This window comes from Lysinibacillus sp. 54212, from assembly GCF_036662795.1.
Taxonomy (GTDB): Bacteria; Bacillota; Bacilli; order Bacillales_A; family Planococcaceae; genus Lysinibacillus_B.
The window spans coordinates 141870-156011 of the sequence record NZ_JBAFWZ010000007.1 but is presented as its reverse complement, the minus strand read 5'-3'; the positions used below and the strand labels follow the sequence as shown (position 1 = coordinate 156011).

Here is a 14142-nt window from a genome sequence, read left to right as displayed (position 1 = left end):
TCTTACTATAGGTGTTCCTTGATTTCTATAAAATCTTTACTTATGTCCCAGCCTCACACGTTTATTCTTCGTCCATTGTTTGTAATTCTTTTTCAATACCTTCTGCAAATAGACCATATACATAACGCTCAGCATCAAACGGCTGTAAATCATCCATTTTTTCACCAAGACCTACATATTTCACTGGAATGTGTAGCTTATTTCGAATCGCTAATACGATACCACCCTTTGCTGTACCGTCAAGCTTCGTTAATACAATACCTGTTACATTTGTAGCCTCTTTAAACATTTGCGCCTGAACAAGTGCATTTTGACCCGTCGTTGCATCTAATGCAAGCAGAACTTCGTGTGGTGCATCGGGTACTTCACGAGAAATCACACGATGAACCTTTTCAAGCTCGTTCATTAAATTAACTTTATTTTGAAGGCGTCCAGCTGTATCACAAATTAATACATCTACCCCACGGTTTTTAGCCGCTCGAATCGCATCATACATAACAGCTGCAGGATCTGAGCCTTCTGCCTGCTTAATAACCTCACAGCCTACACGATCTCCCCATACTTGAAGCTGATCAATGGCACCTGCTCGGAACGTATCTCCAGCAGCTAATAACACAGATTTCCCTTCCGTTTTAAGTCGATGAGCTAATTTACCGATTGTTGTTGTTTTCCCAACACCATTAACACCAACAAATAAAATAACCGTTAGATCACCCTTAGGTTGAATGTTTAAATCAGTTAAGTTTTCTTCGCCAGATTCATAAATTTCAACTAGCTTTTCTGAGATAATTGATTGAATACCATTTGTATCTTTAATATTTTTACGCTGTACTTCAAAGCGTAATTTATCCATTAATTCCATTACTGTTTCAAAGCCAACATCGGCCTGTAATAATACATCCTCTAGTTCCTCGAAGAAATCCTCATCCACTTTGCGATATCGAGCAACTAAATCATTTACTTTAGAAGTAAATGAATCACGAGTTTTCGCTAAGCCCATTTTAAACTTTTGTGTAATTGACCAAGCAGAAGGTTTTTGCTCCTCAGGCTGGCTTTCAATAACTTCCTCTACTGCGTCTACTCTCTCTTGTTCTACATTAGGAACCTCAACAACAGTCTCAGTGCTTTCTTCTTCAGTAACGTTTGTTTGAGTTTCTTCTACAGGGGAGATCATCTCGCTAGTAGCATCTAATGCAGACCCATCTTCCTTTTCGTCTTTGTCAATCTCTAACTCCTGCTCCTGTTGTAACTTTTCATCCTCATTACTACCTATTAATTTTTCTTTTAAGCGTTTAAAAAAGCTCATGTTTTACACTCCTTCGCCAACCATTTGGACATCCTCTTCTAGCTTTACAGACACAAGCTTGGAAACACCCGATTCCTGCATTGTAATACCATATAATACATCTGCACCTTCCATCGTTCCTTTACGATGTGTAATAACGATGAACTGCGTATGCTGACTAAATTTCTTTAAATATTGACTGTAGCGTACAACATTAGATTCATCTAAAGCAGCTTCTACTTCATCAAGTATACAGAACGGTACTGGACGCGTATTTAAGATTGCAAATAACAGTGCAATCGCTGTTAATGCACGTTCTCCACCCGAAAGAAGACTTAATGTTTGTAGCTTTTTACCTGGAGGCTGTGCAACAATTTCAATTCCTGTTTCAAGTAAATTTTGCGGATCAATCAATACTAAATCCGCCTGTCCTCCACCAAATAGTTCACGGAAAACCGCTTTAAATTGTGTACGTATACTTGAGAACGTTTCGCTAAAGCGAGCTGTCATTTCCTCGTCCATTTCTTTAATTGCCTCATGCAATGTTTCCTTTGCGGCAAGTAAATCACTGCGCTGCTCTGTTAAAAATTCATGGCGCTCTTGCACACGTTCAAACTCATCGATAGCAGTTAAATTTACAGGTCCTAGCTCTTCAATTGATTGCTTCAACAGCTTTACTTTACGGCGCACTTGCTCAACATCCGCAATGTCTGTTGCAATAGCTTGGGCTTCTTCAATTTCTAACTCGTACTGCTCTGCTAATTGTAAGGATAAATTATTTTGGTGGAATTCTAATCGACTCCGTTTAATATTTAATGCATTAATCGCTTCAACAAACCCTTTATGAATACGCTGCTTCTCATTCAGTTTTTCTTCAACAGTAGTCACTTGCTGCTGTAATGCTTCTTTATTCTCGCGTTGTTGTTGAATAGTGTCGGTTAAATTTTGACGTTTTGTTGACCATTCAATTTCTGCTCGTTGAATTTCCTCTAACGTATGACCATTTGATCCCTTATCAGACTGAAGCCACTCGATTTCCTGGGAAATTTTTTCGATTGTTTCATTTACTTTTGCTAAATTTATTGCAATATCAGCCGTTGCTACTTGGATTTGTGTTAACTGTTCCTGCACAACAGCTTGCTCAGAACGTTTCTGTGCCAATTGTTCACGTAGAACATCCTTTTGTGTGTCCCCTTGCGCCTTCGCCAACGTTAATTGTTCAACATGTTCATTTATTTTTTTAAGCTCATGAGTAAGCTCCTGCAAACGTCCCACTACCTGTTCTTTTTGCTCGGCTAGCGTAACACCACGAGTAGACATAGATGATTGTTCTGACGATGCGATTGTGACATTTGCTTGTAAACTTTTTTCTGTCATTTCAAGTTCTAACAGCGTAGCACGATGGTTTTGCTCTTGAACGCGCAATTCATCCCCTTGCAGCTTAATTTCGTCGAGCTCATTTCTTAAACTAGCAATTCGTTCTTTTTCCGATGCTACTGTTTTTTCAGCCTCTTCAATGGATTTTTCCATTTGTGCTATTTTTGCCGTTAATGTATCAAGCTCTGCTTTTCTAGTAAATAAGGATGACTGTTGCTTATTAGCTCCTCCAGTTAGTGAACCACCCGCATTTACAATATCTCCTTCAAGTGTGACAACTCTGTATTTAAAACCAACAAGACGAGCAATCTGGCTTGCCCCTTGTAGGTTAGATGCTACAAGGACATTCCCTAATAAATTTTCAATAATAGTACGATTGGATTCTTCATATGTAACGAGCTCATAGGCTACATTTACAAACGCTGGATGCTCCATAGCTTGGGACAGCTGAGCTGGCAATACCTTGCGCGATTTCATAACTGTTTTCGGTAAAAATGTAGCACGACCAGCGCGCTTTAATTTTAACCAACCTATTGCTTGCTGCGCATGCTGTTCATTTACCGTCACAATATGTTGAGAGGCTGCACCTAATGCTGTTTCAATCGCTTGAGAATACTCACCTTTCACTTGAATAAGCTCCGCGACCGCTCCTTCAATACCCGCTAATTCACCTTTATCTCGAGCAAGAAGTACCTCTTTAACCCCTTGAAAGAAACCTGAAAAATCCGACTCAAGCTCCGCTAATGTTTCTTTACGCGCTTTTAACTGTTGATGGTGCTGATAAGCTTTATATAACATAGCTTGCTTTTCATCAAATTTAGATGTCGCCTGCTTTAGCCCTAGCTCAATAATCTCAAATTGCGCAAGTTGATCTTGTATTTTCTGTTGAGCATTGTGTAATAGTTTTGCTGCATCATTCTTTTGCGCAACGATGCTAGCAAGCTCCTTTTGCATTTCAGACGAACGATCTGTTATTCGTTCTGCTGTTTCCTGCTGTTGCACGAGCTGCTGTTCGATATGCTTTAACTCATTTTTTACGGTTGCTTCTTCATTTAATAAATCAATATAACTATTTTTCGAAGCTTCGATTTCCTTTTCAATCTCTGAAGCTGAGCGAGTTAATGCCTGCTCTAGCCTCTTAATCGCCTGTTTTAATTGCCCAAGCTCCTGCTGTTTTTGTAAGAATAATTGATTTTTTTCTGCTTCATTTTCAGCAAGTTGCCCTGCCTCTTGCTTTGCTTCTTGCAATGCTTCACGCTGCTGATTTAAATGTTTTTCTGCATTTGAGCGTTTTTCATTGATCAACGCTCTGCGACCATCCCAACGCTCAACCTCAGCCGTCGCCTCAACTAAGTGAGCTTGTGAAGTATCTAGGCTGGCATCAAGCGCCTTTAAATCATCACGGACTTGACGCATACTATTTTCAAGTGTAGCGATTTCCGCTGCATGGAGCAGCTCCTTCGCTTCTAGGTCAGAGAATTCCGCTTTCATTGTTTGTAATGCTTGTTCACATTCATGGGAGTCGTGGACAATTAATGCTATATCGAAATCTTTCAGCTCAGTAGTCATGCGTAAATAATCTTTAGCTGAGGACGCCTGCATTTTTAATGGTTCAAGTCGGCTATCAAGCTCGTGTAAAATATCTAATACCCGATGTAAGTTTTCATCTGTTTCGACAAGCTTATGCTCAGCCTTTTTTTTACGTTGCTTATATTTTAATACGCCAGCCGCCTCTTCAAAAATAGAGCGACGGTCGTCAGGTCGACTATTTAGTATTTCATCTACTCGACCTTGCGAAATGATCGAGAATGCTTCTTTGCCGAGTCCAGAATCCATAAACAAGTCCGTAATATCCTTCAGGCGACATTGCTGATTATTTAGCAAGTATTCGCTATCACCTGAACGATACACACGTCTCGTCACACTAATTTCAGTGTAAGGGATGCCAACCTGTTCGTCCTCGTTATCTAATACAAGTGTTACTTCAGCGAAATTTAATGGCTTTCGTGAATCACTTCCTGCAAAGATGATATCTTCCATTTTGGCACCACGTAGTGATTTTGCAGATTGTTCGCCTAATACCCAGCGAATAGCGTCTGTAACATTACTCTTTCCACTTCCGTTGGGACCGACTACAGCCGTCACACCGGGGACAAAATCAATACCAATACGCTCTGCAAAAGATTTGAAGCCAATTACTTCAAGGCGCTTTAAGAACATATTAATCCCCTTCCTGTCCCTGTTTCTTTAATATGCTCATCGCACATTGTGCTGCTCGTTGCTCAGCCTCTTTCTTCGATTTCCCATGCCCAATTCCAAGTTCATTGTCATTTAATAAAACTCGCGATACAAATGTACGATTATGGGCTGGACCCTTCTCATCTACAATTTCATAATTCAATATTCCATTGTTGGACTGCTGAACCATTTCTTGTAGCTGACTTTTGAAGTCTATAACATGCGAAAAAGCACCGACTTCCACTTTCGGGAAAACAATTCGCTCTAGAAATGCAACAACAATATCGAGCCCTTGATCTAAGTATAGTGCTCCAACAAAAGATTCAAATACGTCTGCAAGTAAGGCTGGACGCTCTCTCCCACCGGTTAGCTCCTCTCCTTTACCTAAAAGGACATATTGTCCGAAGTTTAATTCATTGGCAAAAATAACTAGTGAGGGCTCACAAACGATCGATGCACGAAGCTTCGTTAGTTCACCCTCACTCATTTGCGGGAATTTTTCAAATAAATACTTCGAAACAGAAAGCTCAAGTACTGCATCTCCTAAAAATTCTAGTCGCTCGTTGTCCGTAAATTGTTTACGACGATGTTCATTCACATAGGATGAATGTGTGAATGCTTGATATAATAAATTTTTGTTGTCAAACTGAATGTTCAGCCCATCTTGTAGCATTTGAAATTGAACGCGTACTCTTTCTGGTAACACGCCAGATTTCTGATTAATTCCTTTTTTTCTTATCGTCATGGACTATCTGCCTTCCTACTAGTTTCTAACGTTTAGTTTACATTGTTCGTATCGTTTGCGCAAAGGGATTCTTACAAATTATCGCTCACAATCGCTTTATTTCATACACATTCCATAATCTATTTTAAAACAACTGAAAAAAGGCAACGTTATCAACGCTACTCGCGTTGAAACGTGCCTCTTTATATTTTAGCTTACTTTACTTTCAATGTATGAAATTGCGTCACCAACTGTCGCAATTTTTTCTGCGTCTTCATCAGAAATTTCCATGTCAAACTCATCTTCAAGTTCCATTACAAGCTCAACAACATCTAATGAATCTGCACCTAAATCGTCACGGAAAGAAGCTTCTACTTTCACTTCGCTTTCGTCAACACCTAAACGGTCAACGACTACTTTCGTTACGCGTTCTAATACTGTAGTCAAATCGGTCACCTCCCCTCAATATAGGAAAACGTAAGAGTCTTACTTAGTCCTTGTCAATCCTAACACTTACACTTATGCTTTTCCATCTTACATCACTAGACCGCCATCAATATGCAGCGTTTGTCCCGTAATATAGTTAGCATTGTCTGACGCTAAAAATACAACTGCTTTTGCAATATCTTCCGGTTGTCCTAGCTTTGCTAATGGAATTTGCTTTAACATTGTTTCTTTTATATCTTCTGGTAAGCCTTCTGTCATTTCTGTCGTAATAAAGCCAGGCGCAATAGCATTAACTAGAATGTTTCGACTCGCAAGCTCTTGCGCAGTTGTTTTCGTTAATCCAATTACCCCCGCCTTAGCTGCAACGTAATTTGCTTGTCCTGGGTTCCCCGCAACACCAACGATTGACGAAATATTGATAATACGCCCAGCGCGTTGCTTCATCATTTGACGAGTGACCGCTTTCGTGCAAAGGAACACACCTTTTAAATTAGTATTAATGACGTCATCCCATTCATTTTCCTTCATACGCATTAATAAATTATCACGAGTAATTCCCGCATTATTTACTAAAATGTCAATCGAACCAAAGACATCGAGTGCTGTTTGCATTAAAGCCTGTACCGAATCCGTATCTGCGACGTTCGCCTGTACAGCAACCGCTTTAGAGCCGAGTGCTTCAATTTCTGCCACTACGTCCTTTGCCTTTTGCTCACTACCACTATAATTCACTATAACATTTGCACCTTGTTGTGCTAGCTCTAAGCAAATTGCGCGACCAATCCCGCGCGAACCGCCAGTCACCACTGCTGTTTTACCTTTTAAACTCATTAAGCCCACTCCTTTGACGCCTCAATAACCGCCTCTAATGACGCCTCATCGTATACACAATAGGTTGCAGCTGAACGGTCAACCTTTTTCACTAGACCACTTAATACTTTACCCGGTCCACATTCGATAAAGACGTTTACACCTTGTGCAATCATTTCACGAACAGACCCTTCCCAATCAACAGGACTGTATACTTGCTCTACTAATTCATGCTCGATTGTCGAAACATCCTTTAACTCTTTCGCCCAAACATTTCCAATAACCGGGATTTGTGGAGCTGACAAGGAAATTTCAGCTATTGCTCCACGTAATTTTTCTGAAGCGGGACGCATTAATTCAGAATGGAATGGCCCACTCACTACTAACGGAATTGCCCGTTTAGCACCCGCTTCCTTTGCAGCAATACTTGCTAACTCTACGCCTTTCGCAGTACCAGAAATAACAATTTGTCCTGGACAGTTTATATTAGCAATTTGAACAACCTCATTATGAGAACTATCATTTGTAACCGCATCTGTTACTTGACGTAATGCCTCAGCCTCTAAACCTAATATAGCTGCCATAGCACCTACACCAGCAGGTACAGCCTCGTCCATAAATAAACCACGTTTGTGTACAATCTGGACAGCCTCGCTAAAAGACATTACTCCTGAAGCGACTAATGCACTATATTCCCCTAATGAATGACCCGCTGTATAGTCCGGTTTTATTCCTGCCTTCATTAGCTTTGAAGCAACCATTACCGCTGTTGTTAACAGGGCTGGTTGAGCATTGTACGTTAATGTTAGCTCCTCTTGCGGGCCTTCTAGCATTAGCTTCGATAATTCAAAGCCAAGCTGCTCATCTGCTTGATTATAAAATGCTTTACTTTCTTCACTATTTACAACAAGCTCTGCACCCATCCCTACTTGTTGTGAGCCTTGTCCCGGAAAAATAAAAGCTATTTTCGTCATCGTTCTGTTCCCCTTTGTTATCTATAATACATTATGCTTTTGAGATCGTTTCTTGAATCGTTGTGCATACATCATGCTCAACCATTGTACGAGCTTGCTTTATCGCACTGTAAATCGCTCTCGCATTTGAAGAACCATGCGCTTTGATTACAGGTGCTTTTAAGCCGAATAAGGCTGCACCACCGTATTCTGTATAGTCCATTTTTGTTTTTAATTCTTTCAAGTCATTTTTTACGAGAACTGCTGCAAGTTTAGACTTTGTTGAAGCCATAAAAGCTCCTTTTAACATTGAAAATAAGGCACCTGCTGTTCCTTCAATGGACTTTAATACCATATTCCCTGTAAAACCATCTGTTACAACAACATCTGCCACACCGTTTAAAAGCTCTCTTGCCTCTACATTCCCTTCAAAGTTTATATGGCCTTCTTGAAGAAGATCGAATGATGCTTTTGTTAACTCATTTCCCTTTTTTTCTTCCGTACCGATATTTAATAGACCGATGCGGGGCTCACTATAGCCGCGTACCTTCTTGGCGTAAATATCACCCATTATGGCATACTGTAAAATATGCTCCGGCTTAGCATCCGAATTCGCCCCTAAATCAAGCATTAAAAATCCATTACCATCTATTGTTGGAAGCGTTGTTGCAAGAGCTGGACGCGCTACACCATCAATACGACCAACTTTAAATAAACCACCCGCCATTAGCGCTCCTGTATTTCCAGCTGAAAGACAAGCATCTGCAGTACCATCTGCAACCGCTTCAAGCATACGTGTCATTGATGAGTCTTTTTTACGACGAACTGCACGCGCAGGGTCGTCTTCTCCTTCAATTACTTCTTCACAATGAATAATCTGTAGGCGTGGATGCTGCTTTAAATATGGATTCATTTCATCCTGCTTACCATAAAGTAAAATCTCAATATCAGAAAAATCTTCTAGTGCTAGAAGAACTCCTTCTACAATGGCTTGTGGTGCGTTGTCGCCACCCATTCCATCTACTGCTAATTTCATTATATATTTCCACCTTTCGTGCGATACATTTCGAATTCACCTTTAAACACTACTTCATTGTCTACTGTTGATATAACGTCAACGAATGTTCTATTTTTTTCTGAGTGTTGTGTGCGCACGACTGCTTTTGTTACAACTCGCTCCCCTGCTTTTACAGGCTTCACAAATGCAACGTTAGATTTTACCGTTAATGCAAGTTCGTCATTTATTACAGCTACCGCAAGCGAGTTAGCCTGTGCAAATAAGTGATGTCCCCTTGCAATACCGTTACGTTGGAATACGTGCTCCTCACCTACATCAAATATGGATAGGGCACGATTATCTAATTCAATATCAATAATTTCACCAATTACTTCATCGAGCGGTAACGACTTTACTTCATTTTCATAGTTTTTAGCCGCTACATCCTTTATACGTTCGCGCAATTCAGGAATAGATAACTCCATTCTGTCTAGTCGAATCGTTTGAACACTTACAGCAAACTTAGAGGCTAACTGTTCATCAGTGACGAATGGATTATCTGTTATTGTTTCTGTTAGCTTAAGTTGGCGATCTTTTTTTGTAAGTTTCATCGTCACTCGTCACCTTCTTATTTAGTATTAGCACTTGGTACTAATAGCAGTATACATGTATAAAAAAAGGAACGCAACAACTTTTCGTATTATTGTTGCGTTCTACTCGTTAATCTATTCGTTCTCCTTGCAGTGCTCCTGATTTTTCAAGCATCACGCGAAGAGGTTCATATTCTTCCAATTCCCAAAAGTGATTATCATTAATTAGTTTTACAGCATCTTGTCTAGCTACATCTAACGCACGGTAATCATGTACTAAATCAGCCATTTTGAATTCTGGTAAACCACTCTGCTTTTTACCAAAGAAATCCCCAGGTCCACGTAGCTCTAAATCCTTTTCAGCTAAACGAAAGCCGTCATTTGTCTCAGTCATAGACACCATTCGCTCTTTACCTTCATCTGTTTTCGGATCCGCTATAAGTACACAATAGGATTGGTGCTCTCCACGGCCAACACGTCCACGTAGTTGGTGAAGCTGTGCTAATCCAAATCGCTCCGCATCATAGATGGCCATAAATGTTGCATTCGGTACGTTTACCCCAACCTCAACAACGGTCGTAGATACAAGAACATGAATTTCTCCTTCACTAAACGCTCGCATAACGGAATCCTTTTCATCCGGATGGAGTCGACCATGCATTAACCCTACTTGGTATCTACCATTAAAATATGTTACTAACCCCTCATAAACTTCTACCACATTTTGTACATCCAATTTATCTGACTCTTCTATTAGAGGGCAAATAACATATGCTTGTCTGCCACTACGTAGCTCCGTTTCCATTTTCGTTAGCACAGACCCAAGCTGTTCATGCTTTAGCCAATGTGTTTCAATTTTCTTTCGTCCAGCAGGAAGTTCATCGATAATGGATACATCCATTTCCCCAAATGCCGTAATGGCTAAAGTACGTGGAATTGGTGTAGCCGTCATAAAGAGCACATCAGGATTTTCTCCTTTATCTCTCAATACACGGCGCTGTTCTACACCGAAACGATGCTGCTCATCCGTTATAACAAAGCCTAGTTTATTAAAACTAACATCTGGTTGAATTAAGGCATGCGTTCCAATTAATATATTAATATCACCAGTTGCTAATCCATCTAGTAACTCTCGTCTTACTTTTGTTTTTGTTGACCCTGAAAGTAATTCTACTCGAATACCTATCGGGGCAAACCATGCTCGTAGCGATTGGGCATGTTGCTCTGCTAAAATTTCAGTTGGTGCCATCAACGCCCCTTGATAACCAGCAGTAACCGCTGCATATAAACCAATTGCAGCTACCACTGTTTTCCCCGAGCCTACATCTCCCTGAAGCAATCGATTCATACGGTGGGGCTCCTTTAAATCCTTACAAATTTCATTTACAACACGCTTTTGTGCGCCAGTCAGTTCATAAGGGAGCGAAGCAATAAATTGCCGTAGCTTGGATAAATCATAGTGAATAGAAACACCTTGCTCATTATCCTTTCGCGCCTTTCGTAATGCTTGTATTCGGAGCTGGAATGATAACAATTCCTCATAAACAAAGCGACGTCTTGCTTGTTTTGCATGATTTGCATCTTTCGGAAAATGAACACCTTCTAGGGCTTCTACAATGGATACTAATTTATAGCTATCTCGTAACTGAGGTGGTAAGGTTTCAGAAATTATAGTACTAACCTCATCTAACGCCTGTCTCATATATTTACGAAAACGTTTTTGCCCAATATTCCCCCTTAGGCTATAAACCGGTTCAAAATCGACCCTCTCATGCTTAGGACCAAACGAAACAGACGAACCGACAATAACTTGTCGCCCCCTATCCCATTTACCTGTTACTGTAATAATAGTACCTGGTACTAATTTTTGTCGTAAGTAGTTTTGATTAAAGAAAACAACCTTCACTAAATGCCTTCCGGCTAATACATTAACTGTTAATCGTTGCTTATTCTTGCCCAAAAACACGGCCGCTGGCATACTCTCTACACGTGCTTCAATCGTTACTCGCTCATTATGTGGCGTTTCTACTAAATCCTTTAATCTAAAATCCTCATGACGATAAGGAAATGTCCAAACTAGATCTTCAATAGTATGAATTCCAAGTGTTGCAAGCTGCTCAGCGGTTTCCTTACCGATTCCTTTTAAGCTTGTAACAGGTTCATTTATGCTATCTAACAATGTTCTCGACAGCTCTTTTAAATATTTGTGATGTGTATGCTCCTAATGATGCATACTAGTTAAATAATTCAAAAGAGCCTCCCTCCTTTCTTAGCTTCGTACTTAATTAGGATTCTTCTTAACTTTAAGTCGATTTAAAGAGGTCTAGTTAAACTTCTTTCCTATCTACTGTATCATAGATTTATTTAGCAATACTAAGATAATCATTGTATGACTCTATTCAAAAAATAATTTCGACAAAGCTATGCAAAAAGTTTCTTCAGTTGGTATATTTAGGTATAATCAAAACATAAATAACTTAATCAATTTATATATAACTACTTGGGAGAGGAGGCATGAGACAGTGGATAAATTACGTTTAAACTCTTCAAAATAATTATTTTGAGGAGGGACAAAGTTGAAAATTATTTATAAAGAACAAAAGAGAATGAATCAGCAAGATTTAAAAGCACTTTATGAAGATGTAGAGTGGTATGCATATACAAAGGATATAAATCAATTACAGCAAGCATTAGCCAATTCTCTATATGTATTATCTGCATGGGAAGGCGAAAAACTAATTGCACTAATTAGGGTTGTCGGAGATGGTCTTACGATCCTGTATATACAAGATATATTGGTTTTAAAAAGCCGTCAAAATCAAGGGATTGCCACAGAATTAATGAAACGGGTTATCGAAAAATATAAAGATGTTCGTCAAAAAGTTTTGTTAACGGAAGAAGCGCCTGATGTACGACATTTTTATGAAAAAAACGGATTCATCTCGTGTGATCAAGGAACCCTTGTAGCATTTGCAAAATTGAATTAACAGAGGGACTCATGAATAAGATGCTTCATCCTATTTGTGAGTCCCCTTTATTAATTTATTATTAATTTGACTGAACGTTCTGTAGTCCACCATTTTCAAATATCGCTTTAGTTATCGCTTTCCCTGTTGGTGTAGCTGCAAGACCACCTCTTGCAGTTTCCTTTAAATTCGGACTCATTGCCTGACCAATTCGATACATAGCACCAATCACTTCGTCGCATGGAATACGGCTTGTAACCCCTGCCAACGCCATATCCGCAGCTACAAGGGCATTGGCTGCACCCATTGCATTTCGCTTTACACAAGGCACCTCAACCAGTCCGGCTACCGGATCACAAACAAGCCCTAGCATATTTTTTAGCGTAATGGCAAAGCCTTCTGCACACTGCTGCGGTGTTCCGCCTGCCATTTCAACAATTGCCGCTGCAGCCATTGCTGCTGCAGAACCTACCTCCGCCTGACAGCCACCAGCAGCACCCGAGATTGATGCATTATTCGCTACAATAAAACCAAATGCACCGGATGTAAATAGGAATCGAATCATTTCCTCACGAGATGGATTTAATTTATTTTTTACTGCAAAAAGTGTTCCTGGTACAACACCTGCTGAACCTGCTGTAGGCGTTGCACATATTGTTCCCATTGCAGCGTTTACTTCATTGGTTGCAACTGCTTTACTTACCGCATCGAGTAACAGCTCACCCGCTAACGATTTCCCTGAAGCAATATAGTTTTGTATTAATACTGCATCACCGCCTGTTAAGCCCGTTACAGATTGCACTCCTTTTAATCCACGCTCTACTGCTTCCTCCATTACTGTAAGGTTACGATCCATTTGTGTAAAGATTTCTTCACGCGTTCGACCGGTAATCGCCATTTCTTGTATGATCATAATTTCAGAGATCAGTTTATTTTCTTTTTCTGCAAGCGCCACAAGCTCTCTAACATTTTGAAATAATACGTCCACGTTCGCTCGCCCCTCAATTGTTTATTTTCGATACTTTTGTAATATGCGGAATATAGGATAACTGCTGTAAAATTCGTTCGTCAATATTTTGATCTACCTCAATGACCATAAGCGCTGTATGACCACGTTCAATTCTCGACACTTCCATATGACCAATGTTTACATCGTGCATCGCTAAACAGTTGGCAACGTTTGCAATACAACCAGCTCGGTCTTTATGAACAACAAGAATAGCTGGCATTCCACCTGTAAGACGAAGCTTAAAGCCGTTCACTTCACTAATCTCGATTTTCCCTCCACCGATAGAGATCCCCTCTACGCTCATTTCTCCTTCACTATCCCCCATCACAATACGCGCAGTATTTGGATGTTCACGATGTGCCTCTTCTGGTAGAAATTCAAAGGTTAAATGTGCTTTTTTCGCTTCGTCAAAAGCAGTTTTAATACGTTCATCAAAAGTATCATAGTTTAATAATCCACCAATAATCGCTACGTCTGTACCATGTCCGCGATATGTTTCCGCAAAAGAACCGTACAAATGGATTTTCACCCATTTTGGCTGACGTCCAAATAAATCTCTTGCAACCCGGCCAATACGTGCAGCCCCAGCAGTATGGGAAGATGAGGGACCAATCATAACCGGACCTATAATATCAAATACGGATGTAAATTTCATTTCGGCACCTTCCTACCTATCAATTTTCTTATAATTCAAGTGTATCAGAATGAATAATCCGACACAAAATATTCAAACTTTTAGTCGGTAA

At 40.0% G+C, this 14142-nt stretch carries 12 protein-coding genes; 1 reads left to right on the top strand and 11 read right to left on the bottom strand.

What is annotated here, in order from left to right; all coding sequences use genetic code 11:
• Window positions 1–61: 61 nt before the first annotated feature.
• The 9 genes from ftsY to recG form a co-directional block, all read right to left on the bottom strand.
• Window positions 62–1306, bottom strand: coding sequence for a signal recognition particle-docking protein FtsY (gene ftsY / locus V4T18_RS07145; protein WP_332648123.1), 1245 nt, complete (start codon window positions 1304–1306; stop codon window positions 62–64).
• Window positions 1307–1309: 3 nt separating this feature from the next.
• Window positions 1310–4882, bottom strand: a complete 3573-nt coding sequence (smc, locus tag V4T18_RS07140; RefSeq protein ID WP_332648121.1) for a chromosome segregation protein SMC — start codon at window positions 4880–4882, stop codon at window positions 1310–1312.
• Between the two features lies 1 nt (window position 4883).
• On the bottom strand, window positions 4884–5645 hold the full coding sequence (rnc, locus tag V4T18_RS07135; protein WP_332648118.1) for a ribonuclease III: 762 nt from the start codon (window positions 5643–5645) through the stop codon (window positions 4884–4886).
• Window positions 5646–5834: 189 nt separating this feature from the next.
• Window positions 5835–6071 carry an acyl carrier protein gene (gene acpP / locus V4T18_RS07130; protein WP_332648116.1) on the bottom strand — a complete coding sequence of 79 codons (237 nt, stop codon included), beginning with the start codon at window positions 6069–6071 and terminating at the stop codon, window positions 5835–5837.
• An 87-nt stretch (window positions 6072–6158) separates the two neighbouring features.
• Window positions 6159–6902, bottom strand: a complete 744-nt coding sequence (fabG, locus tag V4T18_RS07125) for a 3-oxoacyl-[acyl-carrier-protein] reductase (protein WP_332648113.1) — start codon at window positions 6900–6902, stop codon at window positions 6159–6161.
• Window positions 6902–7855: an ACP S-malonyltransferase gene (gene fabD, locus V4T18_RS07120; RefSeq protein ID WP_332648111.1), complete on the bottom strand. Its 954-nt coding sequence runs from the start codon at window positions 7853–7855 to the stop codon at window positions 6902–6904. The genes fabG and fabD overlap by 1 nt, the downstream gene beginning before the upstream one ends.
• A 31-nt stretch (window positions 7856–7886) precedes the next feature.
• Window positions 7887–8870 (bottom strand): phosphate acyltransferase PlsX, encoded by a 984-nt coding sequence (plsX, locus tag V4T18_RS07115; RefSeq protein WP_332648108.1) that lies wholly within the window; start codon window positions 8868–8870, stop codon window positions 7887–7889.
• Window positions 8870–9442 (bottom strand): transcription factor FapR, encoded by a 573-nt coding sequence (gene fapR, locus V4T18_RS07110; protein ID WP_332648106.1) that lies wholly within the window; start codon window positions 9440–9442, stop codon window positions 8870–8872. The genes plsX and fapR overlap by 1 nt, the downstream gene beginning before the upstream one ends.
• Before the next feature lie 109 nt (window positions 9443–9551).
• Window positions 9552–11600 carry an ATP-dependent DNA helicase RecG gene (gene recG / locus V4T18_RS07105; RefSeq protein WP_332648103.1) on the bottom strand — a complete coding sequence of 683 codons (2049 nt, stop codon included), beginning with the start codon at window positions 11598–11600 and terminating at the stop codon, window positions 9552–9554.
• A 397-nt stretch (window positions 11601–11997) separates the two neighbouring features.
• On the opposite strand from recG, the gene V4T18_RS07100 reads away from it, so the two are divergent.
• A complete protein-coding gene (locus tag V4T18_RS07100; protein WP_332648101.1) occupies window positions 11998–12408 on the top strand; it encodes a GNAT family N-acetyltransferase in 411 nt (136 codons plus the stop codon).
• A gap of 61 nt (window positions 12409–12469) precedes the next feature.
• Here the strand turns inward: V4T18_RS07100 and sdaAA are convergent, their stop codons facing one another.
• On the bottom strand, window positions 12470–13375 hold the full coding sequence (gene sdaAA, locus V4T18_RS07095) for an L-serine ammonia-lyase, iron-sulfur-dependent, subunit alpha (protein ID WP_332648099.1): 906 nt from the start codon (window positions 13373–13375) through the stop codon (window positions 12470–12472).
• A 13-nt stretch (window positions 13376–13388) separates the two neighbouring features.
• Window positions 13389–14051, bottom strand: coding sequence for an L-serine ammonia-lyase, iron-sulfur-dependent subunit beta (gene sdaAB / locus V4T18_RS07090; protein ID WP_332648096.1), 663 nt, complete (start codon window positions 14049–14051; stop codon window positions 13389–13391).
• Between the last annotated feature and the right edge of the window lie 91 nt (window positions 14052–14142).